The organism is Streptomyces sp. NPDC005492 (genome assembly GCF_040605995.1).
In the GTDB taxonomy this organism is placed as follows: domain Bacteria; phylum Actinomycetota; class Actinomycetes; order Streptomycetales; family Streptomycetaceae; genus Streptomyces.
The window spans coordinates 279,053-303,175 of sequence record NZ_JBEXDX010000001.1; the positions used below are offsets into that span (position 1 = coordinate 279,053).

A 24,123-nucleotide genomic window follows, 5' to 3' on the forward strand; every position below is an offset into this window, starting at 1 on the left:
CTGGCCGCCGGCCTGGGTGCGGTGGACTTCGCCGCGCTGCGCCGCGAGCCCCACCGCTGAACTCCTCAACTCCGCAGATCCACCCGCACCGTAAGCAAGTTCGACCCCACAGTCTTCACCGCCGCACTGTTGAACCGCGGCAGCGTCCGCAGCCGCGCCCGCGGATCGTCGTCCGGCAGAAGATGCGCCGTGCCCGTGTGCCAGCGGCCCATGATGCGTACGCGGACCTCCGGGTTCGCCTTGATGTTGCGGACGTAGTGGGAGAGTTCGCCGAACTCCGAGACCAGCCAGAAGGTGTTGCCGATACGGCGTCCGCCGAGCGGGGTGCGGCGGGGGAGGCCCGAGACGCGGCCGGTGGTCTCCAGGACGGTCTGGGTGGGGAGGTGGCGGGTGACTGAGTTCAGCACGCGTTGGAAGCGGGAGATGGCGCGGTACTTGGACTCGGGGGTCGGTGTGGGCATCGGTTCTCTGGTCTCCTGGTGAGTGGCCGGTCGCGTGGCCTTCAATGGTGCCGTGCGGGTCGTGACATGGAATCTGTGGTGGCGGTACGGGCCCTGGGAGGCCCGGCAGCAGGCGATTCTCGCCGTGTTGCGTGAACTGCGGCCCGATGTCGTCGGGTTGCAGGAGGTGTGGGACAGCGGCGGGGCGAATCTTGCCGGGTGGCTCGCCGGGGAGCTTGGTATGCACTGGGCTTGGGGAGCCTCTCACGATCCCGGGTTCTGGCAGCGGCGGCTCGGTGATCCGCACATCGGCATCGGCAACGCCGTCCTCAGCCGCTGGCCCGTCGCCGAGCAGGCCGTACTGCCGCTGCCGCAGGGGGACGGGGACGGCGGGCGGCTCGCGCTGTACGCGGGGCTCGACGCGCCGGGGCATCGCGTGCCCTTCTTCACCGCCCACCTCTCCTCCGCCACCGATGCCTCGGCCGTACGGTGCCGACAGGTCACCGCGCTCGCCGGGTTCGTCGCCGAGCGCCGTGGCGACGGCCCCTTCCCGCCCGTCGTCACCGGCGACTTCAACGCCTGGCCGGACTCCGACGAGGTCCGGTTGTTGGGTGGCTACAAGACGGCGCCGACCGTGCCCGGCCAAGTCCTCGTCGATGCCTGGGACTTCGCCGAGACGGGCGCTCCCTCGGTCACCTGGGACCTCGCGAACCCTTATGTGGCGGGCACGTTCGGGCCGAGCGTCCGTATCGACTACGTCTTCGTGGCGCCGGTGGGGAGGGGAGAACGCGGTCATGTGCGGGGCGTACGACGGGCCGGGGACGGGCCCGTCGAGGGGGTGTGGCCCTCCGATCACGCGGCGGTCGTGGTGGACCTGAGTGACGGCTCCGTCAGCCCTTGACGGCCGTGCCCAGGAAGATCGGGTTCGTGAGCGCGGCCAGCGCGCCCGGTACCGGTCCCGCCGCCGTCTCGTGCCTCAACTCGGCCCGTACATAAGCCGCGTAGGCCGCCGTCGTCCGCCACTCCACCGTCCCCGCGCCGGCCACCGGCAGCGGATCGCTGGTGAACAGCACCCCCTGGTCGGTCACGAAGCGGACGGTGCAGCGCGGGGCGCCGGTGACCTCCAGCCGCACCGTCACCGGCGTGTCCGCGTCCACCCCCAACCGCTCGCCGATTCCCGCGTGTTCACCGTGTCCGCCGGACGCGGTGAAGGTGAGGGAGACGTTCTTGGACTCGGCCACGTACGAGTGGCCCGCGCGGATGCCGCTTTGGATCGCCTCCCTCGTCAAGTCGTCGGCCAGGACCACGGTTTGGGGCAGGCCGACCGCGTCCGGGGCGCGGTGGGCGTCGCTGTTGCCCATCGCCGGGAGCCACTCCCGGTTGTCGCGCACGGAGGCCACCAGCGTGGCGTCCCAGGAGGCGAGGGCGACCTCGTCGTCGGGCGTGTAGGGGCCGTTCCACACCTCGACGGCGTCCGCCTCGCCGAGGCCGAACTTCCAGGCGCAGCCGATGCAGGTGGCGTGCGGGTGGGCGGGGACGACCAGGCCGCCGGCCCGGCGGATCTCCCGGGCGCAGCGTCCGAAGCGGTTCTCGCGGGCCCGGTAGCGCCAGTCGACGAAGGTGCCGGGCTCGGTGCCGAGGGCGACGACGTGACCGTTGCGCGTGGTGACCTCCTCGCCGAGCATGATCAGCAGGTCGTCGCCCGCCTCCGAGGCCCAATGGGGGTGCGAGGAGTGGGTGTTGTGGTCTGAGGAGTTGATGAAGTCCAGGCCCGCCGACCGTGCCAGCGAGGCGATCTCGGCGGGGGTGCGACGCCCGTCCGAGTACCAGGAGTGCAGATGGCAGTCGCCCCGGTACCAGGCCCGGCCGCGGCCCTTCGCCCGCTCCGGCGGGTACACGGGGTGCGGGGCGGTGCCCGGTTCGCCGTAGGTGAGCGTGATCGTCAACTCGTACGACAGGCCCTGCGGGGCCACCGTGTAGGGGCCCAGCGCGATGTGCCAGGTGCCGGCGTGCACCGGGCCGGGGATGTAGCCGGGCGTCGCGTCGTCCACCCGGAGGAAGAACTCTGTGCGCGCCCCGCCCGACCAGCCCCGGAAACCCCGGCCGCCGAGGTCGGTGCCGTGCTGGTCGAAGATGCCGATGTCGAGGGCGTTGCCCTGGGTGCCGGCCGGCACGGACGGCTTGTCGTAGGTGTACGCCACCTTGAGCTCGCGGACCCCGGCGGGGACCTCGACGGGTACGTACACATAGTCGGGCGAGCCGGTCGGGAGGGTGCCCCGTACCGTCCGGCTCTCCTGCTCGCCGTCTGCCGCCGCCTCGGTGCCGCTCGCGAAGGTCACGCTTCCCAACGTAAGCGCGGCGGCGGCGCCCGTCACGATCAGCGCGCGTCTGTTCAGGCCGTTTCCGTGATCGTCGTCGCACATGCTGCTGCTCCCGGAGTGTCGTCGCTGACAGGGATCGTGCGGGGGTGACCCGTACGACTCTGATAGTCGGCTGTGAACTCCCGTGCAAGGAAAGGGAATCGGCGGGTGTCGGGAAACCGGAGTCGGCATCGCCGACGGCCGCGCGCGCCCGCCGCCAGTGACACCGTGTAACGAACTGCCTGGCCGGAACGAATCGGGCGCCCCTCTTTGGCCTGATCAGAGCGATCGTATGCTCGAAGGATGACGACTCCCGCGAGCTCCGGAACCGGCCCGACCGAGAACTCCATGCGTCGCGCCCTCAAACGGGCCCGTGACGGCGTCGCCCTCGACGTGACGGAAGCCGCGGTGCTGCTCCAGGCCCGCGGCGAGGCCCTGGACGACCTCACCGCGTCCGCCGCCCGGGTGCGGGACGCGGGCCTGGAGGCGGCCGGCCGCACCGGCGTCATCACGTACTCGAAGAGCGTCTTCATCCCCCTCACCCGCCTGTGCCGCGACAAGTGCCACTACTGCACCTTCGTCACCGTCCCGGGCAAGCTGCGCCGGGCCGGCCACGGGATGTTCATGTCCCCCGACGAGGTCCTCGACATCGCCCGGCGCGGGGCCGAACTCGGTTGCAAGGAAGCCCTGATCACCCTCGGAGACAAGCCCGAGGACCGCTGGCCGGAGGCGCGCGAGTGGCTCGACGCGCATGGCTACGACGACACGATCGCCTACGTCCGCGCCATCTCCATCCGCATCCTGGAGGAGACGGGACTGCTGCCCCACCTCAACCCCGGGGTGATGACCTGGACGGACTTCCAGCGGCTGAAGCCGGTCGCGCCGTCCATGGGCATGATGCTGGAGACGACGGCGACCCGGCTCTGGTCCGAGCCCGGCGGCCCGCACTACGGCTCCCCGGACAAGGAGCCCGCCGTACGGCTGCGGGTGCTGGAGGACGCGGGCCGGTCGTCCGTCCCCTTCACGTCCGGGATCCTGATCGGCATCGGCGAGACCTACGAGGAGCGCGCGGACTCGCTCTTCGCGCTGCGCAAGGTGTCGCGGGCCTACCACGGCATCCAGGAACTGATCATCCAGAACTTCCGCGCCAAGCCGGACACCGCGATGCGCGGGATGCCGGACGCGGAACTCGACGAACTGGTGGCGACGGTCGCGGTGGCCCGGCACATCATGGGCCCGTCCGCCTGCCTCCAGGCGCCGCCCAACCTCGTCGACGCGGAGTACAAGCGCCTGATCGGCGCGGGCATCGACGACTGGGGCGGGGTCTCCCCGCTCACCATCGACCATGTGAACCCCGAACGCCCCTGGCCGCAGATCGAGTTGCTGCGCGAACAGTCGGCGGAGGCGGGCTTCGAGCTCCGTGAACGGCTGTGCGTGTACCCGGAGTTCGTGGGCCGGGGCGAACCCTGGCTGGACCCGCGCCTGTTGCCGCACGTCCGGGCCCTCGCGGACCCGGAGACGGGCCTGGCCCTTCCTGACGCGGTCGTGGAGGGCCACGCCTGGCAGGAACCGGAGGAGGCCTTCGTCGCCACCGGCCGCACCGACCTCCACACCACGATCGACACGGACGGCCGTACGTCCGACCGTCGTGACGACTTCGACGAGGTCTACGGCGACTGGGGCGCCCTGCGCGAGGCGGCGGCGCCCGGCATGGTCCCCGAGCGCATCGACACGGACGTACGGCAGGCGCTGGCGACGGCGGCCGACGACCCGACGAAGCTGACCGACGCGGAGGCCCTCGCCCTGCTGCACGCGGACGGTCCGGCGCTGGACGCGCTGACGCGGATCGCGGACGACGTGCGGAAGTCGGCGGTCGGCGACGACGTCACCTACATCGTCACGCGGAACATCAACTTCACCAACGTCTGTTACACGGGCTGCCGTTTCTGCGCCTTCGCGCAGCGCCGTACGGACGCGGACGCGTACACGTTGTCGTTGGACCAGGTGGCCGACCGTGCCCAACAGGCCTGGGAGGTCGGGGCGGTCGAGGTCTGTATGCAGGGCGGTATCCACCCGGACCTGCCCGGCACCGCCTACTTCGACATCGCGAAGGCGGTCAAGGAACGCGTCCCCGGGATGCACGTCCACGCCTTCTCCCCGATGGAGGTCGTCAACGGCGCGACCAGGACCGGCCTTTCGATCCGCGAGTGGCTGACGGCGGCGAAGGAGGCGGGGCTCGACACCATCCCCGGCACGGCGGCGGAGATCCTCGACGACGAGGTCCGCTGGGTCCTGACGAAGGGCAAGCTGCCGACGGCGACCTGGATCGAAGTCGTCACGACGGCCCACGAGTTGGGCATCCGGTCGTCGTCGACGATGATGTACGGCCATGTCGACCAGCCTCGGCACTGGCTGGGGCATCTGCGGACCCTCGCCGGGATCCAGCAACGCACGGGCGGATTCACGGAGTTCGTGACGCTGCCGTTCATCCACACCAACGCACCGGTGTACCTGGCGGGGATCGCGAGGCCGGGCCCGACGATGCGGGACAACAGGGCGGTGGTCGCGATGGCCCGCCTCCTTCTCCACCCGCACATCCCCAACATCCAGACGAGCTGGGTGAAACTGGGCGCGGAGGGTGCGGCGGAGATGCTGCGCTCCGGTGCGAACGACCTCGGCGGCACCCTGATGGAGGAGACGATCTCGCGGATGGCGGGGTCGTCGTACGGCTCGTACAAGTCGGTGAAGGACCTGGTCGCGGTGGCGGAGGCGGCAGGGCGGCCCGCGAGGCCGCGCACCACGCTGTACGGCGAGGTGTCGCAGGAGCGGCAGCGGGCGGCGGCCGTCTCGGACGGGCATCTGCCGGAGCTGCTGCCGGTGCTCGACTGAGGGGGCGGGTGGCCGGGACGGTGGCCGGTACGATGATCCGACCCCTGTTCGATCGGGATGCGGGGGATGTGTAGCTGAGGAGATGCGTGCCCGTGCCTGCCTCGAAGGTCTGGGTGACCGGTCTGACGGTGGGAGCGATCGCCGCGGTCACGGTCCTGGCTGTCCAGGCCAACCAGGGGCCGCACCCCAAGGCGTCCGCCGCCCGCCCGACCGCCTCCGCGTCCGCGAGCGGGCATTCCCAGCCGACGAAGAGCGCCGCTCCGGCCGCCGTCCCCGCCGACTCCGGCAGTGGGCGGCGGATCGTCTACTCGGTGGGTCAGAAACGGGTCTGGCTGGTCGACGCGAGCGACAAGGCGGACCGCACGTTCGCGGTCTGGCCGGGCACGGTCAGCCCCGACCCCGGCAAGTACACGGTGTCCGTCCGCAAGGACGCCACCACGGGTTCCGACGGTGTGGCGATCGAGAACATCGTCTACTTCGCCACCAAGTCCGGCCTCAACATCGCTTTCTCCAACGCGGTGGACGGCTCCTCACCGCCACCGGCCGCGGGCAAGCAGACGGGCGGGGTCCGCATGGGCAAGGCGGACGGGGCGGCGCTGTGGACGTTCGGGACGACGGGGACGAAGGTCAGGGTCGTCGGCTAGCCGCGGCGCCTCTGAACGCAGTCTGAACATGATCGCTCCCCGCGTGACCCGCGTGTGAAGGTCACCGTTGTGCCGTTCGCAATGGTGATCTCGGCAAGGGAGACAGATCGATGCGTCATTCGAGGCCTCACGGGAACGCGCTGCGCGAGGCGATCGCCACGGCGGGGACCACGCCGTTGATCGGCGTGCACGACATGTACTCGGCCTCGCTCGCCGCCGCCCACTACGACGGAATGTTCGTCTCGGGCTTCGGCTTCGCGGGGTCCTACTACGGCCTGCCGGACATCGGCTTCATCGCCTGGCCCGACATGCTGGCCTTCGTGGAACGGCTGCGCTGGGCCTTCCCCCGCCACCACCTGCTGGTGGACATCGACGACGGTTACGGCGACCCGGCCGTGGCCTGTCACGTGGCGCGACGCCTGGAGGCGGTCGGCGCGTCCGGGGTGATCCTGGAGGACCAGAAACGTCCGCGCCGCTGCGGGCATGTGGCGGGGAAGCAGATCCTGCCGCTGGAGGAGTACCTCGACAAGCTGGAGCAGGTGCTGGCCTGCCGTACCGACCTCGTGGTGGTGGCCCGCACGGACGCGACCGACGAGGCCGAGATCCTCGTACGGGCCAAGGCGATGGCGGCCACCGACGCCGATGTGGTGCTGGTCGACGGTGTGCGCGACATCGACGCGATCCGGCGCATCCGCTCGGCCATCGGCGACAAGCCGCTGCTCTTCAACCAGATCGCCGGCGGACGCTCCCCCCGCCTGTCACTGCCCGAACTGGCGGAACTCGGCGTGGATGTGGCGATCTACAGCACGCCGTGCCTGTTCGCCGCGCACCAGGCGATGGACCGGGCGCTGACGGAGCTCAGGGCTGCGGAGGGGCGCCTGCCGGCCGGCGACAGCGGTGACCGGATCGGTGTCGCCGAGTCGGTCGAGCTGCTGAGCCGCAATCTCCACACGGCGAGCAGGTGAGGGCGTCGCATCGGATGGCGGGCGGTGCGCAGGGCGGAGGCCGGATCACATCACCGTGTCCGTCCGCAGCGGGCCCGCCGTGATGCGGATCGTCCGGACGCGGACCGGCTCCTCCCGGTCGAGGTAGAAGATGTGGGTGAACGGGGCGCGCACCACCTGGTCCGGCTCGCTCTTCCTGGCCATGGTCGCCTCACCGCGCAGCAGGCGGACACCGTCGCCGGCGGTCCAGAACTCCAGGACCTCGTGAGTGATGACCAGCGGTTCGTCGATCTTGACGAAGAACGCCTTGATGGCCTCGACGCCCTGGAGGTGCGCGGTGCCGAAGAACATGTCGGTGTCCTCGGTGAGCGGCGCGAAGCCCTCACCGAACTCCAGGGTGTCGATGGCGTCCATGAACTTCAGGACCCAGTCCGGAACGGCGGCCGCTTGCGCGGTGTCTGCCATGGGGGTCGCCTCCTGATCACATCGGGGGTCTTGAAGCGAAAGTAACAAGGTCGGCAACGTCACTCGGTGGAGCCCACTTCGTAAATCGATCTGCCTCTCAACGCACCGTCCCCGTTCGATTACAGTGCTGAGCTGACTCGTACGTAAGGACGGAGCCCCGAGGAGGCCTGGGTGAGTACGGCAACTGGAGCCGTCTGGGGCCGGGTCGAGCAGCAGGACTTTCGGAGCCGGGTGCGGGGGACGCTGCTCGGGGCCGCCGTGGGGGACGCGCTCGGTGCGCCCGTCGATCTGCTGGCGATCGACGAGATCCGCGAGGCCTACGGCGCGGAGGGCGTCGTGGATCTCGCGTTCGGGTACGGGCGGCGCGGTGCCGTCACGCATCTCACCCAGCTCACCCTCTTCACCGTGGACGGGCTGATCCGGGCCCAGGTGCGGCGGGACACCGGGGCCTGGCATCCGCCGACCGATCTGCACCGGGCGTATCTGCGGTGGGCCGCCACCCAGCACGACTGGGGGCCCGACGAGCGCCGTAAGGACGACGGGTGGCTCGCGCGGGAGGAGTGGCTGTACGCGCGGCGCGATCCGACCCGGTCCTGTCTGCTGGGGTTCGGGGACGAGCGGATGGGGACGCTGGACGCGCCCAAGAATCCCGGGGAGGCGGGGGGCGAGGCCGCCGCCCGTTCCGCGCCCTTCGGGCTGCTCGTCGGGTGGGAGCCGCAGCTCGTGATGCAGCTCGCGGTGGAGTGCGCGGCGCAGACCCACGGCCATCCCATCGGCTATCTGGCGGCCGGTGCCTACGCCGTCATCGTGCACGGACTTGCCCGCGGCGAGAGCCTCGACGCGGCCGTCCAACGCGCACTCGCGCTCCTCGCCGCCCGCCCCGGCCACCAGCCCGTCTCCACCGGCCTGCAACGCGCCCTCGGCGCCGTACGCCAGGGCATGCCCACGTCCAGCCGGGTCGAGGAGTTGGTGGCGGACGGAAACGCGGACGGCCTCCTCGCGGGCGCGGTCTACTGCGCGCTGGTGGGAGAGGACGTCCGCCACGGCCTGTGCCTGTCCGTGAACCAGACCGGCCCCTCCGCCACGGCCGGCGCCCTCACCGGTGGCCTCCTGGGCGCCCTGCACGGCGAAACGGCCCTCCCCCCGGCCTGGCTGGCCGAGTTGGAGGGCCGTCCCACGTTGCTCGTCCTCGCGGACGACTTCGCCGTGGAGATGACTCAGGGGCCCGCGTTGCACGGGCCGGCTGGGTCTTCGCCGGGGTGGATCGCTCGGTATCCGCGCGGGGCGTGAGGCGCTTACGGCCGGCCTCGGGGCGCTCACCGGTCGGCTGCCGGGGGCCCTGTGCGGAGAGACGGCCCTCCCGTCGGCCTGGCTGGCCGAGTTGGAGGGCCGTCCTACGCCCCGGTTCCGCGAGGGCGTGACGTGACCAGGAGTGCTACGGCTGGCTGCTGCCCACCACGTCGTCGCCCGCTCCCGCCTGGGCCGGTACCGCGACCGCCGCTGTCTCGCCGTCGTCGTCCCCGCCGCCGTTGATCCGCTCGATCAGGGCGTCGCGTTCCGGGGTGTCCTCGGGCTTCACGTAGCCGATGAGGATGTAGAGGACGAGGGAGACCGCGAGGGGGATCGACACCTGGTACTGGAGCGGGACGCCGCCGTCGACCTCCCAGTTGATGGGGTAGTTGACCAGCCAGAAGGCGAACAGGCCCGCCGCCCAGCTCGTCAGGGCCGCTGTGGGGCCGGACTTGCGGAAGGGGCGCAGCAGGCCCAGCATCATCGGGATCGCGATCGGGCCCATGAGGCCCGCGACCCATTTGATGACGACGGTGATGATGTCCTTGAACGTGGGCGAGTTGACCTGGGTCGCCACCGTCATCGACAGGCCGAGGAAGACGACCGTCGTCACGCGGGCCGCGATGAGGCCCGAACGGTCGTTCCACGCACGGGCCTTGGCGGAGACCACCGGTGCCACGTCCCGGGTGAAGACGGCCGCGATCGCGTTGGCGTCGGACGAGCACATCGCCATCGTGTGGGAGAAGAAGCCGACCACCACCAGGCCCAACAGGCCGTGCGGCAGCAGCTGTTCGGTCATCAGGCCGTAGGAGTCGGAGCCGTCCGGCTTCTGCGCGTGGACCAGCAGCGGTGACATCCACATGGGGAAGAACAGGACCGTCGGCCAGATCAGCCACAGTGCCGCCGAGAGGCGGGCCGAACGCTCGGCCGCGTAGGGGCTCTTGGTGGCCATGTAGCGCTGGGCCTGGTTGAGCATGCCGCCGTTGTACTCGAAGAGCTTGATGAAGAGGAAGGCGAGCAGGAACACCGTGCCGTAGGGGCCGACCAGGGGTTTCCCGTGACCCTGCAACGCCGGTTCGTCCCAGGCGCCGAAGAAGCCGATGCCCTTGTCGTTCAGCTTCAGGACGACGGCCACGAACATGGAGACGCCGGCCAGCAACTGGATGACGAACTGGCCGAGTTCGGTCAGCGCGTCCGCCCACAGGCCGCCGATCGTGCAGTAGACCGCGGTGATCGCGCCGGTGATGAGGATGCCCTGGTTGAGGGTGACACCGGTGAAGACGGACAACAGGGTGGCGATCGCGGCCCACTTGGCGGCCACGTCCACGATCTTCAGCAGCATCCCCGACCAGGCCAGCGCCTGTTGGGTCTTCAGGTTGTAGCGGTTCTTCAAGTACTCGAGAGGGGACGCCACATGGAGCCGTGAGCGCAGCCGGTTGATGCGCGGCGCGAACAGCTTCGACCCGATGGCGATACCCAGCGCGATCGGGAACGACCAGGTGATGAAGGACGTGACGCCATAGGTGTAGGCGATGCCCGCGTACCCGGTGAACATCACCGCGCTGTAGCCCGACATGTGGTGCGAGATGCCGGACAGCCACCAGGGCATCTTCCCGCCGGCGGTGAAGAAGTCGCTCACGTTGTCGACGCGCTTGTGCGACCACACACCGATGGCCACCATCACGCCGAAATAGCCGATGAGCACGGCCCAGTCGAGCCCGTTCATGTGCGCCCTCCCACGGTTGAGCCGGTTCAGCCCGGGGCTCATCGTGGGCGGTCGCGCGTGAGCACGACAAGTAAGCGTGAGGTCAAGGGAGAGTAAAATCGTTCGGATTGATGTTCTGCGTTCACCTACATGAACTCATCGCATCAGCTCCCCGGCGTTGACCAGCAACGACTGACCCGTGATCGCCCGCGCCCGTTCCGAGGCCAGGAACACCGCCGCGTCCGCCACATCCCCGTCCGTCGCCAGCTCGGGCAGCGCCATCCGGTCGGACAGCCGCTTCAGCACCTCCGCCTCCGGCACCCCCTCCGTGTGCGCGGTGAACTGCACATACGCCTCCACCGGTGGCCCCCACATCCACCCCGGCAGCACGGTGTTCACCCGGATCCGGTACGGCCCCAACTCCCGTGCCAGCGAGTACATCGCGCTCGTCAGCGCCCCCTTCGACGCCGCGTACGCCGCCTGCCGCACCTGCGAGGGGGCCGCCACCGACGACTGCGTCCCGATGATGACGACCGAGCCGCCGCCGGCCTCCTTCAGGGCCGGCAGGCACGCCCGCGTCATCCGCAGCGTCCCCAGCAGATTCACGTCGAGCACCGACTGCCAGGTGGCGAAGTCCGCGTCCTCGATCCCGCCGAAGTAGCTGTCCCACGCGGCCACATGGACCACCGAGTCGATCCGCCCGAACCGCTCCCGCGCCACCTCCGCGAGCGCCTCGCACTGCCCCTCGTCCGTGATGTCGGTCGCCCGGTACGCGGTGTGCGTGCCGTCCGGATCGATCTCGGCGGCCGACTTGGCCAGATTCGCCTCCGTGCGCGCGCCGAGCACGGCGTTCCCTCCGTCCCGTACGACGGCGGCGGCGACCTGGTGGCCGAGCCCGGCCCCGACCCCCGAGACGACGACGGTCTTGCCCGCGAGCAGCGACATCCGATCCCTCCCGGGGTCTGGTGCTTTATCTGACGGGGCGTCAGAGTATGGGCGACCGGCGGAGGACGGAAGGGGAGCGACATGAGCGAGGACACCCGGAGCGACGTGTACGCCGAACTGGCCGCCGTAGGACCGTACGGAGTCCGGCCAGGCCACGCGCTCATCACCATGGTCGAACCGCATCCCGGCCACGAGTACGCCTACAACCGCTGGTACGAGGACGACCACTACTACGCCGGCGCGATGGCCATGCCCTGGATGTACGCCGGCCGCCGCTGGGTGGCCACCCGCGACCTCCAACTCCTGCGCCGGCCCGAGAAGTCGGCGATCGCCGAGCCCGTCACCGCCGGCTGCTACCTCTCCACGTACTGGGTCACCGAGGGCCGCTACGACGACCACATGAAGTGGACCGTCGGCATCAACAAGCGGCTCAACCGCGACGGCCGTGTCTACCAGGACCGTACGCACGTCTTCACCGCGTTCCAGGACCACGAGGCGACCGTCTACCGCGACGGCGCGGCCGGACCGAGGGACTTCCACGCCCTCGACCACCCTTACGCCGGGCTGGTGTTGGAGGTCGTGGACAGTGAATCGGCGGAGCAGCGCGCCGAGTTGCTGGAGTGGCTGCGGTCCCGGCACCTTCCCAAGCGGCTTGTGGGCTCACCCGCCGCGATGGTGACGGTGTTCCGCCCCACCCCTCTGCCGGGCGACCGCATGACCTACGTCAAGCAGGTCGAGGGCGTCGACACCCGCCTCACGCTCCTGTGGTTCCTGGAGGCGGACCCCCGTGACTGCTGGGAGCGGTACTTCGCGGACCTGGAGACGCCCCTGGCCGAATCCGGCCTGGGGAAGGTGGAGTTGGTGGCGCCGTTCATCCCCACCGTCCCCGGCACGGACACATACGTGGACCGGCTGCGCTGACCGCTGGTTACTTCAACTCGTCGGGACACGGCGTGCCCCGGGGCAACTGGTAGGGCGCGGCCAGCCGGTAGGTCCCCGCCTTCGGCGCGAGCAACATCGTCCACTTGTCGCCCTTCGAGTCCTCCTGGGTCTCCATCAGACAGCCGTTGAGGTTGTCGTACGACTTCGCGGTGCCCTCGGCGCGGTGCTTGGAGGCGTCCGTCTCCTGCGGCGGCTTGAGGCTCTTGCCCTTCGCGTCCACGATGCTCAGCCACGGCGAGTACGGGATACGGATGAGGATCCGGCCCTTCTTCTTCACCTCGATGGTCAACTCGCCCTGCTCCGCCCGGTCCACGACCGCGTTCGGCTCGGCCAGCGGCGCCGGGTCGGTGACCTGGAAGAGCTGCCAGTTGGCATCGCCCCAGACCTGCTTCAGATACGGCATCCCGCGCTGCACCAGCGCCCGCTCGCGCTCGCCGCCGTCACCGTCCGGTACGTCCTTGGGCAGCACGACGTAGTGGACGGCCCAGCGCTGGAGCCACTCGTGGTAGTTCGCCGAGTTGAGCGTGTCGTCGTAGAAGAGGGGGTTGCGCTCCATGTCGGCCTGGCGGTTCCAGCCCCGGGCGAGGTTGACGTACGGCGCGAGCGCGGAGGCCTCGATGTGGGAGCGGGCCGGGACGACCTCGACCCGGCCGCGCTCGGCGCCGACCTCCTGGAGTTCGTTGACGAGCGGCGCGAGTTCGTGCGACCAGGACGCGGCCGGTGCGGTGTTGATGACGTCGTCGACCGACTTGAACCCGATCCAGCCGGTGAAGCCGACGAAGGCCAGCGCGATCGTGTACCACTTGCGCGAGCGCGGCACCGCGAAGGGCAGCGCGGCGATGAGGGCCACTCCGGCGAACAGCATCGCCAGCCGGGTGATGTTCGAGCCGATCTGCGAACTGACCAGCCAGACCAGGACGACCCCGATGCTGTACACCGCCGCCGTTATCCGTACGGTGATCCACTCGCGCGGCACCAGGAAGTAGACGAGGATCCCGGACGCCAGGGGCAGGATCATCGAGCCGAACATCATCGGCTGGGTGCCGGAGAACGGGAACAGCCACGCCGACACCGCCACGACGGCCGCGGGCGCGAGCCCGAGCGCCCAGGCGCCCGGCCGCCGCTTCTGCAGGAACAGCGCGACCGCGACCAGCCCCACGAACAGCCCGGCCACCGGCGACGACATCGTCGAGAGCGCGGCCAGCGGCGCCGCGCACAGGGCCTTCGCCCAGCGTTTGTAGCGCCAGCGATACGGCCAGCAGAAGACGACGGCCACCGCGCCGAGCCCGAACACCATGCCCAGGCCGTACGTCACCCGGCCCGACGCCGCGTTGCACAGCAGCGCGAAGACGCCCGCGAGCGAGGCCCACAGCGGGTTCTTCACCGAGCGGCTGCGGATCAGGATCAGGGTGAGCAGGCCCGCCGAGGCGGTGCCGGCGATCATCATCGTCGTACGGACACCGAGGACCGACATCAGATACGGCGACACCATGCTGTACGACACCGGGTGCATGCCGCCGTACCAGGCGAGGTTGTACGCCGAGTCCGGGTGCCGGCCGACGAACTCCGCCCAGGCGTCCTGCGCCGCGAGGTCGCCGCCACTGTTCGCGAACGTGAAGAACCAGACGACGTGGAGGACACCGGAGAGCAGCGTGAAGCCGATCACCGGGTGCCGGAGGAAGGGGGCGCGCAGCCGGTCGATCAGTTGCGCGGGCCAGCCGCTACGCGTTCCGTCGTCTGTTTCCGTGGGGTGCGCGGGCAGGCGTATTCGCGGGCCGGCTCCCGGGCCCGGATCGGCATCGTCGGCGCGTGTCGGCTCCGCTGTCGCCACCTGAAGGCACTCCCCGTGTCCCGTCTTCTGTTCTCGGCCGCGTCCTGTCCCGTTCCCGGCCTGTTCGCCGCCGCGTCGTGCCGACCGGCGACCTGCCCCGATTCGCGACGCTAGCACGCACCCCGCCGGTCGGCTCCCGGGTGGGTGGCCGGCCGGTGGGGTGCGGTGCGTCCATCGCCTCGTGGGTCAGCCGAGACGGGTCAGCTTCGCCGTCAAGGCGGGTTCCGCGAGATCCTTCTGGAGAGCGACCGGCACGACGACCGCGCCGCCCGAACCGTCCCCCACGGTGAGCGTGCCCACCTTGGTGCCGGCCTTCGCGGAGTGCGGTACGGCGTCGGAGGCGAAGGACAGCTTCACCTTGAGGCCGGCCCAGCCGACGGCCGAGACGTCCTTGGTGACGACGACGGGAGTGTGACCGCCCAACTGGTCGTCCACATACCCGACGACGTCGCCCTTCTTCAGGATCTTCGCCGACTTCATCGCGTCCTGCGCCGCGAGCATCGCCGTCTTGCTGACCGCGTTGACGGTGTCGATGATCGGCGCGGTGTGCTGGCCGAGGATCGCGCCGACGACCACGGCCGTCTCACCGCCGACCTCCTTGGTGGCGGCGAAGAGCAGGTTGCCGCCGGCCGCGGTGGTGGTGCCGGTCTTGATGCCGAGCGAGTTGTTGTACGGCACCAGGCGGTTGTAGTTGGTCCACTTGTGGCCGGACGGGTCGACCCAGCTCGGCAGCTTGGTGATGTCCATCAGGGCCTGGAGCTTGACCAGTTGATTGCCGAGCTTCACCTGGTCCCCGGCGGTGGAGACGGTCGTCTCCTTCAGGCCCGAGGCGTCGGTGTACGTCGTCCTCGTCATCCCCAGGGCCTTGGCGGTGTCGTTCATCTTCTTGATGAACGCCGTCTCCGAGCCCGCGTCCCAACGGGCCAGCAGGCGCGCGATGTTGTTCGCCGAAGGGATCATGATGGCCGACAGGGCCTGCTGCTCGGTGAGGACGTCACCGGCCTTGACGGTGTTGAGCGTGGACTCGCCGTCCTTGTCGTAGCCGCCCTCCTTCTCGGCGGTCGCGTCGACGGTGATCTTCTCGCCCGCGGCGCCCGCCTTCAGCGGGTGGTCCTTGAGCACGATGTACGCCGTCATCGCCTTGGCGACCGAGCCGATGGCCACGGGCGTCTGCTTGCCGAAGCTGCCCATCGTGCCGATGCCGTTGACGTCCATCCAGCCCTGACCCTCACTGGGCCACGGGAGGTCGGCCTTGCTGCCGTCGAAGGTGTACGAGTCGTCGGCGGTGAGCGCGAGGGTGGGCGTGGGGAGCGGCCGCAGAGCCTGTACGACCGCAAACACGATCGCCAGCAGGATGACCAGCGGGGTCCAGATCTTCACCCTGCGGATCGCCGTGCGGACCGGGGTCTGCGGGGGCGGCGGGGTGTTGGTCAGCTCGGCGAGCAGATCCAGCGGAGGCTTCGGGGGAAGCGGCTGCTGGGTGGTGCGCTCCGGACCCACCTGCGGCACGGGACGGGTCTCGTCCGGACGCGGGGTGCCCTTACGCGGCTCGTCGAGAGGCTTGAGCGCGACGAACCTGCTGGTGCGCTCGGCGTCGGACTCGGGGGTCTTGTCGGTCTTGGGTGTCTCGGGGGTCTTTGTGGCGCCGCCCAGCTTGAGCATGGTGGTGGGCTGGTCGACTTCGCGCTTGGGCGGTCGTACGGCTTTGAAGACGGTGGTGGGGTGGTCGATGGCTTCGGCTGGGCCGTCGTCCGGCTTGGCTTTGGCGTCGGCGCCGTCCGGGTGGGGTGCGTCGTCAGGGGCGGGGTCGGGGTCGGTGGCGGCGTCTGCCTCGCCGTCGTCGTCTGCGGCCGGATCACTTTCGGCCACGTCACGGTTGCCGTCGGACCCTGCTTCGGTGTCCTTGGCCGCGCCCTCGGCCTCCGGGCCTCCAGCGGCCGTCTCCGCGTCCGCGGCAGGCTCCTCGGCGTCCGCAGCCTCGTCCGTCTCGGGAACCGCGTCCTCCGGGTCGGCGTCGGCGACCAACGCATCCTCGGTCACGTCACCGTCGCCATCGCGGTCGCCATCGGACCCTGCTTCGGTTTCCTCGGGCGTGTCGGCCACCGCAGGGCGAGTCGCCGCGCTCTCGGTTTCCGAGCCTCCGGCGGCCTTCTCGGCGTCCAAAGCCTCGTCCGTCTCGGGAGCGGCGTCCTCCGGGTCGGCGTCGGCGACCGGATCACCCTCGGTCATGTCACGGTTGCCGTCGGACCCTGCTTCGGTGGCCTCAGGCGTGCCCGCCACCGCGGGACGCGTCGCCGCACCGTCGGCCTCCGGACCTTCAGTGGCCGTCTCCGCGTCCGCGGCAGGCTCCTCGGCGTCCGCAGCCCCCTCCGCCTCGGCAACGGCATTCTCGGGCTCGGCGCCGGAGACCGACTCACCCTCGGTCACGTCACCGTCACCGTCACGGCCGCCATCGGCCTCCGCTTCGGCGTCCTCAGGCGTCTCCGCCACCGCAGGGCCATTCGCCGCGCCCCCGGCCTCCGGGCCTCCAGCGGCTGTCTCCGCGTCCGCGACAGCCTCCTCTTCGTTCCCGGCGCCCGCAGCCTCGTCCGCCTCGGGAGCGGCGTCCTCCGCGTCCGCGACGGGCTCCTCGGCGGCAGCCGCCTGCTCCGGGTTCTCGTCGTCCTCGGCCTCGTCCCCGGAATCACGCCCCGAGCCCGGCTCCTTCGGCCCCGTCACCCAGGCCGCCACCGCCGCACGCAACCGCGCGTCGCCCTCTGTGTCGCCCTTGGCGGAAGGGTTCTGCGCGGCGGGGCTCTCGGGGTCCTCGGTGCTCTCCGCGGCCTCGGGGGAGTCGGTCTCGTCCGTCTCGGGGGTCTCCTCCCGCAGTTCCCGGATCGAGAAAACCTTCGTCGCCGTGTCCACACCCCCGCGCCGGGACGGCGACGTGCCCTCGCGGGCCACCGCCAGACGCGGATCGCGCTCGCGCTCACCCCTCGCCTCGGGAACCGGACTCGCGCTCCCCGGCGTCGGTTCTGCCGACGACTCGCGCTGCTTCGACCTGTCGGGGGACTCGCCCGCCACCGATGCCTCCTCCATGCGCCGCACGCCCTGCGTGCGTCAACCGAACCGACCGAGATAACCGAGATAGCTACAGAATCAGCTAGAAAATCCGCTGGAAAATCTCTTACCCGTCGTCCGGACAACGCATCAACATCCGCTGTCCGAACCATGTACCAGTGTCCTGTGTGCGGGCTTAACCCCTGCGGTAGACGAGAACGACATACCTACCGGTTCCACTACGAAGCGGTCACGCACTCTCGACAGACCAATGTGAGAGGGGTCACCCTGTCATTCATCCACGCGGGGAGGCATGGATGGGCAGGAGCCGCAGAACTCTTCCGGAAGAGCTTCTACTGCTGGCATTGGACCCGGCCACGGGTACCACTGCGCAGCCGCAGTCGCTCGACCTCGGTCTGGCCGGAGCACAGCTAGTGGAGCTGGCGCTGGCCGGACGGATAGCCCCAGACGGGGATCGTATCGCCGTGGTCGTGCCACGGCCGACTGGAGATCCAACTTTGGACTGCGCGTTGGAGTTGCTGCGAAGGCGTGGCGCTCCCGTGCGTGCAGTGAACTGGATTGGCGGGCCCCGACTGGGACTTCGCCAGACCTACCTCTCGCATCTGGAGCGGTGCGGCATGGTGCATGCCGTGGCGGGACAGATGTGCGGGGTGTTGCCCACGACTCGCTATCAGGCGACGGACAACGAGATCAGCCGTGAGATCAGGGGCCGACTCGATTCCGCGATCCGCACCGGCGTACCGCCGGACCCGCGGACTGCCGCGCTCGCCGCACTGGCGCACGCGGTGGGTCTGGGCAAACACCTGTATCCGGGTAATGAGGGACGCTCGTCCCGCTCCCGGCTGCGGGACCTGATCAGGCACGACCCCATGGGCGGACTCGTGGCGCATGCCGTGATGGACGTCCAGAACGGTGTGGCCGCACAGCCACGCCGCAGTCCGGCCCCGGCCGGCCGTCAGGCCGCGCCCGGACCAAGGCCACCGGAACCGGCTCGTGGTGTTCCGATGCAGCCGCACCGCGGCACCATGGCGCGCGCCGTGGCTCACTGAGCCGCAGTCCCACGGCACACGCCCGCATCACGACAGGACCGCACCACCGCACGACCGCAGCACAGGCAGTACCGCCGCACCGCCAGTCCCCAAGACCCGGTTCGGGAGCCGCTGGTCCGAGCGGGGTGGAGTAGACGTAACGTCTCTCCACCCCGCTCGGCCGCATCTACGGGCCCCTCGGGCAACCCGAACCTGGCTCGTACCTGCCGCATATCCACCGTTTCCCAGCGGTAGAAACCACCTTGGTGGCAGTCTGCTCAACAGCAGATACGCAAAGTGGCAAGCAGTGAGCAGCACGTAGCAGCGAGTAGAAGCACGCAGCCGGAGGTGCACGTCCCGTGGCGTCAAGTGTCAATCCCACCGTCAGGCGACGCCGGTTGGGCCAGGAGTTGCGTCGGCTCCGAGAGCTCAAGGGCATGACGGCCGAAGAGGTCGCCGAGCGGTTGCTGGTGTCCCAGTCGAAGATCAGCCGGCTGGAGAACGGCCGGCGCAGCATCAGCCAGCGCGACGTCCGCGACCTCTGCGGGGTCTACGAGGTCGAGGACCTCCGCATCGTCGACTCGCTCATGCAGATGGCCAAGGACTCACGCCAGCAGGGCTGGTGGCACTCCTTCGGTGACATCCCGTACAGCGTCTACATCGGTCTTGAGACGGACGCGGCGAGTCTGCGTGTCTACGATCCCCAGGTCGTCCCGGGCCTGTTGCAGACCCGGCAGTACGCCGAGGCGCTGATCACCGGCGCGTTGCCGGAGACCGCGTCGGCCGATGTCGAGAAGCGCGTCCAGGTGCGGCTGCGCCGGCAGGAACGGATCTCCGCGCCGGAGAACCCGCTGCGGTTGTGGACGGTGATGGACGAGTCCGCGCTGCGCCGGGTGGTCGGCAACCGCTCCCTGATGCGGGACCAGTTGGAGCACCTCGTCGAGCAGTCCCAACTGCCGCACGTGACCGTGCAGGTGATCCCCTTCGACATGGGCGCCCATCCCGGGCTCAACGGGCAGTACGCGATCCTGGAGTTCCCCGACGCGGCGGACTCCAGCGTCGTCTACATCGAGGGTGTCACCAGTGACCTGTACCTGGAGAAGGCGAACGACGTCCAGAAGTACAGCGTGATGTACGAGCATCTGCGGGCGCAGGCCCTGAACGTGGATCAGTCCCGCCAGTTCATCGCGGACGCCGCGAAGGAATACGCGCGCTGAGGGCGCCTCCGGCGGAAGGTGGCGCACACTACACCTTCCGCCGGGCGCGATGGAAGGCGCCAAGGGTATATGCCACCCGGTCGAGTGAATGGCCCCTGCGGTAGCCGATGTTGGCGAGTAGCGTCGATCACGCCATCAAGTAACAAACGTTGGCGCAAACCGCGTTGTGTGTCCGGAGTGTTCGTGGCCGGATGACGCGCGGTGACAGCACTCATCAACTGGTAATAACCGGAGCAAAAATGGCAATTCGTCAGGGCGTCTCGGACTCGTGGACCAAGTCCTCGTACTCCACCGGCAACGGCGCGTGCGTCGAGATCAAGTCACCGGTTCTCGCGGCCATGGCCGTACGGGACTCCAAGGTCACCGAGGGGCCGACGCTGGCCTTTCCCGCGGACTCGTGGAACGCCTTCGTGGCCGATGTCGCCCGGGGGGCGCGCGACCTTCACTGATGTGGCTCGGTCACCTTCCACAACTCCATAAGCAGCACAAGCACTTCAAGAAAGAGCCCTCTCGACTGGCCCGCCGTCCTGGCCGAGGGGGCTCGGCTTGTGCCCGCGGGCAGTCACGCGCCCGTCCGGCGGAGCCTCACTCCACCGGGAGCATCACCGGAAACGCCACATCGCACACCGGGTCTTCGGGCCCCGCCACCTCCCAGTCCGCGAAGTACACCTCGCGGCACGGACCGGCGTACCGCAGCCCCTGCCCGGCGACCCACTGCTCCACCGCCTCGAACGCGGCCAGGATCTGCGGGTGCGCCACCTGCGCCTTGGTGATCCGGGTGTACGCCAGCCGCCGGGCCGGTTCCACGCGGACCGCCGTCTGCCGGGCCCGCCCCTGCCGTGCCGCCCATGCCCGTGCCGCCGCCTCGTCGGCGACCGGGACGCAGGACTCGGCCGGGCCGTCGCTCTCCATCGACACCTCGGCGTGGTAGACGACGAACGGCGCGGCACTCACGCCCCCGCACTCCTCGGCCGCCGCCTCAAGGCGCCCCAGCGACGCCCCGATCCAGGTTGGCAGCTCGTCCGCGAGGGTGTGCCGGGTCTCGGTGATCAGCACCTGTTCCGGTACCTCGACCGTCTCGACCACGAACTTTCCGTACATCTCGGAGCTCCTCCCCGACAGTCGTGCACGGAGGTACTCGGCGAGCGTGCGCTGTCCGGCGATCCGGCTCTCGACGTCCGTCCAGTACGCGGCGAGGAGTTCCGCCGCGTCGCTCCCGTCCGCCGCCACCAGCTCGGCGATCCGCGCCAGCGGCATGTCCAACTGCCGTAGCAGCGCCACGAGTCGGGCCCGCTCGACCTGGTCGGCGCGGTAGCGGCGGTACCCGCTGACCTCGTCGACCTGGGCCGGGCAGAGCAGCCCGAGGCGGTCGTACAGCCGTAGCGCCTTGGGCGAAAGCCGTGCCCGCGCCGCGAAGGCGCCGATGGTCAGCAGGTCGTCGTCCACGCTCGAAATCCTCCGTCACCGGGCGGGTTCTGTCCGCCCGGTGACCAGGACGCTCCGCCTTGCCCCAGGGGCAAGGTCAATACAGGTCAGGCGACGGCGCTCTCCACCGCCGCCACGACCTCCGCCGACTCCGGCTCGGTCTGCGGGGAGAAGCGGGCCACGACCGTGCCGTCGCGGCCGATCAGGAACTTCTCGAAGTTCCAGCGGATGTCGCCAGTGTGGCCCTCCGCGTCCGCGAAGCCGACGAGACGGTCGTACAGCTCGTGCCGGCCATCGCCGTTGACCTCGACCTTCTCGGTCAGCGGGAAGGTCACGCCGTACGTCGCCGAGCAGAACTCGGCGATCTCCTCGGCGCTGCCGGGCTCCTGCCCGAGGAACTGGTTGCAGGGCACGCCGAGCACGGTGAAGCCCTGTGCCGCGTACCGCTCCTGGAGTCGCTCGAGGCCGGTGTACTGGGGGGTCAGCCCGCACTTGGAGGCCACGTTCACCACGAGGACGGCCTGGCCCGCGTACTGCGCGAGGTCCGCCGAGCCGCCCTTGAGCGACCCGATCTCGACGGCGAGGGGACCCGTGTTCTCTGTAGTCGTCATAACCGGATGCTAACTCCGGTAAATGTCGTTCTCCCCACGGCCCCACCAGCCTCCGCCCTCACAGACCGGCCGCCTTCACCACGACCTCCCCGGCCGCCGTCCGCGAGTACAGCACCGAACGCCCCGCCCGCCGCCGCTCCACCAGACCCGCGTCCAGCAGCACCCGCAGATGGCGGCCCACCGAGCCGAGCGCCTGTCCGGTCACGGCGGTCAGTTGACTGGTGCTCATCGGCGACCCGAGGAGCACCAGCACCTCCGCCCGCGAGACACCCAGCAGCGTCCCCAGACTCTCCGGCACCGGCCGCCCGCCACGGTCGGCGAGGACGCCCGCGCAGGGGTAGATCATGGCGTAGCGGTCGGGCTCCTCCCATGACGCCCACCCCGTCCTCGAAGTGACCGGCATGAAGAGCAGCTCCGCGCCGGAGATCTCGCGCGGCGGATTCGCGTGCAGGTTGATCTGGAGCCGGTTCTCGCCCAGCCACCGCGTCCGCCCCGGTTGCAGGGCGTCCAGTACGGCCGCCCAGCCGCCCTGGCTCACCTGCGTGATCCGGGCCACGACATCGGCCTCCAGTACACGCCGCCGCCGCGCCCAGTACGGCCGTACGGTCTCCTCCCAGACGTACTCCAGGAGCCGGGCCGCCCGCTCGGGCAGGTCGTCGCGCTCCAGGGCGGCGGGGAGCGGGCCGCCGAGGGAGACCGTGAGGTCGGCGCGCGCGGTGGCGGGCGGGGTCTCCCGCACCCGCGCGACGGTCTCCGCGAACGACTCCCGGTCGGTCTGGGTGGGGCAGACGAAGTCGGCGATCCAGGACCGCCCGAGCGCCGCCCGCACCAGCGCCCCGGTGACCGGATCGTCCGCCAACAGCCCCCGGTACTGCGGCAGATGATCCCGCAGCCACACCTGTTCACCGGGGTGCGAGCCCACCCCCGCGTGCAGCAGTTCCAGCGCGGCGAAGGTCTCGGCGAACGACGACAGCACGAACCGGCTCCGGGCAAGGGTGTCGGCGTTGAGCTGCCACCACCCCATCCGCACTCCCCGTGTTTCGCGTCCGCGCGAAAGAATAGGACCCCCGGGCGCGCCCCCGCAGACTCCGCGCATGCGCAGCTACCGCGAGCTCTTCCGCACCCCCGAGTACACGCCGCTCTTCTTCTCCGCGGCCGTCCAGACGGCGGCCCTGACGATCAGCGGGCTGTCGATCGCCACCCTGGTCTACCGGGCCACCGACTCGCCCTTGCTGTCGGCGCTGAGCATGTTCGGCCCGCAACTCGCGCAGATGCTCGGCGCGACCTTCTTCCTCTCCGGCGCCGACCGCCTGCCCCCACGGGCGACGCTGGCCGGCATGGACGTCGGCTTCGCGGCCTGTACGGCACTGCTGGCGCTGCCGGGTCTGCCGGTCGGGGCGGTCCTCGGCATCGTGTTCCTCCAGGGGCTGATCGCCTCGCTGGGCGGGGGAGTGAGCGGGGGCCTGCTGAACGAGATCCTGCCCAAGAACGGCTTCGTGCTGGGCCGTTCGGTGTTCAACATGGTCTCCGGCCTGATGCAGGTGGGCGGCTTCGCGATGGGGGGCGCCCTGCTGACCCTCCTGTCCCCCCGCATCTGCCTCCTCCTCGCGGCCGCTCTGTACGCCCTCGCGGCCCTCCTCGTCCGCTTCGGCCTGACCGCCCGCCCACCCCGCACCGCGGGCCGCCCGTCCGTCGCCGCGACCTGGCGCACGAACGCCCTCCTGTGGTCCTCCCGCCCCCGCCGGCTCACCTTCCTGGGCATGTGGCTCCCCAACGGCCTGGTCGTCGGCTGCGAATCCCTCTACGTCTCCTACGACCCCGGGTCCGCGGGCACGCTGTTCGCCGGCGCGGCGCTGGGCATGTTCACCGCCGACCTGACCCTGGGCCGGTTCGTACCGCCCGCCCTGCGCACCCGCCTCGACGTCCCGCTCCGCCTCCTGCTGGCCGCGCCGTACCTGTTCTTCGCACTGCGACCGGCCATGCCGTGGGCCGCCGTCGCCGTATGCGTCGCCTCCATGGGGTTCGGCGCGAGCCTCGTCCTCCAGGAACGCCTGATGGCCCTGACCCCCGACGAACTGGCGGGCCACGCCTTCGGCCTGCGCTCCGCGGGCATGCTCACGATGCAGGGCGTGAGCGCGGCCCTCGCGGGCACGATCGCCCAACTCACCTCACCGGGAACGGCGATGACCCTGATGGCGGTCACGTCGGTCGCGGTGACCCTGACCTTGGCCGCCCTCGCCCGGCAGTACAGGTGGGGATTTCGGGGCGTCTCTACCGGGGTCGGGTGATCCGTACTTTTCCGTAACCACAGGCATCCTTGACAGCGT

20 protein-coding genes are annotated in these 24,123 nt (G+C 70.2%); 10 read left to right on the forward strand and 10 right to left on the reverse strand.

Annotated elements, in window-relative coordinates; translation table 11 throughout:
• Positions 1 to 65: 65 nt before the first annotated feature.
• Positions 66 to 461 carry a nitroreductase/quinone reductase family protein gene (locus ABZT04_RS01360; RefSeq protein WP_356051524.1) on the reverse strand — a complete coding sequence of 132 codons (396 nt, stop codon included), beginning with the start codon at positions 459 to 461 and terminating at the stop codon, positions 66 to 68.
• Between the two features lie 52 nt (positions 462 to 513).
• Between ABZT04_RS01360 and ABZT04_RS01365 the strand changes: the two genes are divergently transcribed.
• Positions 514 to 1,341 carry an endonuclease/exonuclease/phosphatase family protein gene (locus ABZT04_RS01365; RefSeq protein WP_356051526.1) on the forward strand — a complete coding sequence of 276 codons (828 nt, stop codon included), beginning with the start codon at positions 514 to 516 and terminating at the stop codon, positions 1,339 to 1,341.
• Here ABZT04_RS01365 and ABZT04_RS01370 read toward each other — a convergent pair.
• Positions 1,331 to 2,863: a CehA/McbA family metallohydrolase gene (locus ABZT04_RS01370; RefSeq protein ID WP_356051528.1), complete on the reverse strand. Its 1,533-nt coding sequence runs from the start codon at positions 2,861 to 2,863 to the stop codon at positions 1,331 to 1,333. The two genes, ABZT04_RS01365 and ABZT04_RS01370, sit on opposite strands and share 11 nt — an antisense overlap.
• A gap of 240 nt (positions 2,864 to 3,103) precedes the next feature.
• On the opposite strand from ABZT04_RS01370, the gene ABZT04_RS01375 reads away from it, so the two are divergent.
• From ABZT04_RS01375 to ABZT04_RS01385, 3 genes are all read left to right on the forward strand, one after another.
• Entirely contained in the window at positions 3,104 to 5,689 is a 2,586-nt protein-coding gene (locus tag ABZT04_RS01375) for a bifunctional FO biosynthesis protein CofGH (RefSeq protein WP_356051530.1), read from the forward strand.
• 92 nt (positions 5,690 to 5,781) lie between these two features.
• Entirely contained in the window at positions 5,782 to 6,333 is a 552-nt protein-coding gene (locus ABZT04_RS01380) for a hypothetical protein (RefSeq protein ID WP_356051532.1), read from the forward strand.
• 110 nt (positions 6,334 to 6,443) lie between these two features.
• Positions 6,444 to 7,298 carry an isocitrate lyase/PEP mutase family protein gene (locus tag ABZT04_RS01385; RefSeq protein ID WP_356051534.1) on the forward strand — a complete coding sequence of 285 codons (855 nt, stop codon included), beginning with the start codon at positions 6,444 to 6,446 and terminating at the stop codon, positions 7,296 to 7,298.
• A gap of 45 nt (positions 7,299 to 7,343) precedes the next feature.
• On the opposite strand, the gene ABZT04_RS01390 is transcribed toward ABZT04_RS01385, so the two are convergent.
• Positions 7,344 to 7,742, reverse strand: coding sequence for a nuclear transport factor 2 family protein (locus tag ABZT04_RS01390; protein WP_356051536.1), 399 nt, complete (start codon positions 7,740 to 7,742; stop codon positions 7,344 to 7,346).
• Positions 7,743 to 7,913: 171 nt separating this feature from the next.
• On the opposite strand from ABZT04_RS01390, the gene ABZT04_RS01395 reads away from it, so the two are divergent.
• A complete protein-coding gene (locus ABZT04_RS01395) occupies positions 7,914 to 9,032 on the forward strand; it encodes an ADP-ribosylglycohydrolase family protein (RefSeq protein WP_356051538.1) in 1,119 nt (372 codons plus the stop codon).
• 145 nt (positions 9,033 to 9,177) lie between these two features.
• Here the strand turns inward: ABZT04_RS01395 and ABZT04_RS01400 are convergent, their stop codons facing one another.
• Both ABZT04_RS01400 and ABZT04_RS01405 read right to left on the reverse strand, forming a co-directional pair.
• Complete coding sequence (locus ABZT04_RS01400; protein ID WP_356051542.1) at positions 9,178 to 10,758, reverse strand: sodium:solute symporter family protein; 1,581 nt, start codon at positions 10,756 to 10,758, stop codon at positions 9,178 to 9,180.
• A 135-nt stretch (positions 10,759 to 10,893) separates the two neighbouring features.
• A complete protein-coding gene (locus ABZT04_RS01405; RefSeq protein ID WP_356051544.1) occupies positions 10,894 to 11,682 on the reverse strand; it encodes an SDR family oxidoreductase in 789 nt (262 codons plus the stop codon).
• An 81-nt stretch (positions 11,683 to 11,763) separates the two neighbouring features.
• Between ABZT04_RS01405 and ABZT04_RS01410 the strand changes: the two genes are divergently transcribed.
• The gene (locus ABZT04_RS01410; protein WP_356051546.1) at positions 11,764 to 12,603 is read left to right on the forward strand and encodes a hypothetical protein; all 840 of its coding nucleotides are present in this window, start codon (positions 11,764 to 11,766) and stop codon (positions 12,601 to 12,603) included.
• Positions 12,604 to 12,610: 7 nt separating this feature from the next.
• Here the strand turns inward: ABZT04_RS01410 and ABZT04_RS01415 are convergent, their stop codons facing one another.
• A complete protein-coding gene (locus tag ABZT04_RS01415; protein ID WP_356051548.1) occupies positions 12,611 to 14,455 on the reverse strand; it encodes an MFS transporter in 1,845 nt (614 codons plus the stop codon).
• Between the two features lie 186 nt (positions 14,456 to 14,641).
• On the reverse strand, positions 14,642 to 17,533 hold the full coding sequence (locus ABZT04_RS01420) for a D-alanyl-D-alanine carboxypeptidase (RefSeq protein ID WP_356051550.1): 2,892 nt from the start codon (positions 17,531 to 17,533) through the stop codon (positions 14,642 to 14,644).
• A 278-nt stretch (positions 17,534 to 17,811) separates the two neighbouring features.
• Here ABZT04_RS01420 and ABZT04_RS01425 point away from each other — a divergent pair, with 278 nt between their 5' ends.
• From ABZT04_RS01425 to ABZT04_RS01435, 3 genes are all read left to right on the forward strand, one after another.
• Entirely contained in the window at positions 17,812 to 18,564 is a 753-nt protein-coding gene (locus ABZT04_RS01425; RefSeq protein ID WP_356051552.1) for a GPP34 family phosphoprotein, read from the forward strand.
• 338 nt (positions 18,565 to 18,902) lie between these two features.
• Positions 18,903 to 19,760, forward strand: a complete 858-nt coding sequence (locus ABZT04_RS01430) for a helix-turn-helix transcriptional regulator (RefSeq protein ID WP_356051554.1) — start codon at positions 18,903 to 18,905, stop codon at positions 19,758 to 19,760.
• Between the two features lie 239 nt (positions 19,761 to 19,999).
• Positions 20,000 to 20,209 (forward strand): DUF397 domain-containing protein, encoded by a 210-nt coding sequence (locus ABZT04_RS01435; RefSeq protein ID WP_355905489.1) that lies wholly within the window; start codon positions 20,000 to 20,002, stop codon positions 20,207 to 20,209.
• 136 nt (positions 20,210 to 20,345) lie between these two features.
• On the opposite strand, the gene ABZT04_RS01440 is transcribed toward ABZT04_RS01435, so the two are convergent.
• The 3 genes from ABZT04_RS01440 to ABZT04_RS01450 form a co-directional block, all read right to left on the reverse strand.
• Positions 20,346 to 21,206 carry a MerR family transcriptional regulator gene (locus ABZT04_RS01440; protein ID WP_356051556.1) on the reverse strand — a complete coding sequence of 287 codons (861 nt, stop codon included), beginning with the start codon at positions 21,204 to 21,206 and terminating at the stop codon, positions 20,346 to 20,348.
• 86 nt (positions 21,207 to 21,292) lie between these two features.
• The gene (locus tag ABZT04_RS01445; protein ID WP_355905483.1) at positions 21,293 to 21,796 is read right to left on the reverse strand and encodes a glutathione peroxidase; all 504 of its coding nucleotides are present in this window, start codon (positions 21,794 to 21,796) and stop codon (positions 21,293 to 21,295) included.
• A gap of 58 nt (positions 21,797 to 21,854) precedes the next feature.
• A complete protein-coding gene (locus ABZT04_RS01450) occupies positions 21,855 to 22,820 on the reverse strand; it encodes a helix-turn-helix domain-containing protein (RefSeq protein ID WP_356051558.1) in 966 nt (321 codons plus the stop codon).
• A gap of 70 nt (positions 22,821 to 22,890) precedes the next feature.
• On the opposite strand from ABZT04_RS01450, the gene ABZT04_RS01455 reads away from it, so the two are divergent.
• Positions 22,891 to 24,084: an MFS transporter gene (locus ABZT04_RS01455; RefSeq protein WP_356051560.1), complete on the forward strand. Its 1,194-nt coding sequence runs from the start codon at positions 22,891 to 22,893 to the stop codon at positions 24,082 to 24,084.
• The last annotated feature ends 39 nt before the right edge of the window (positions 24,085 to 24,123 follow it).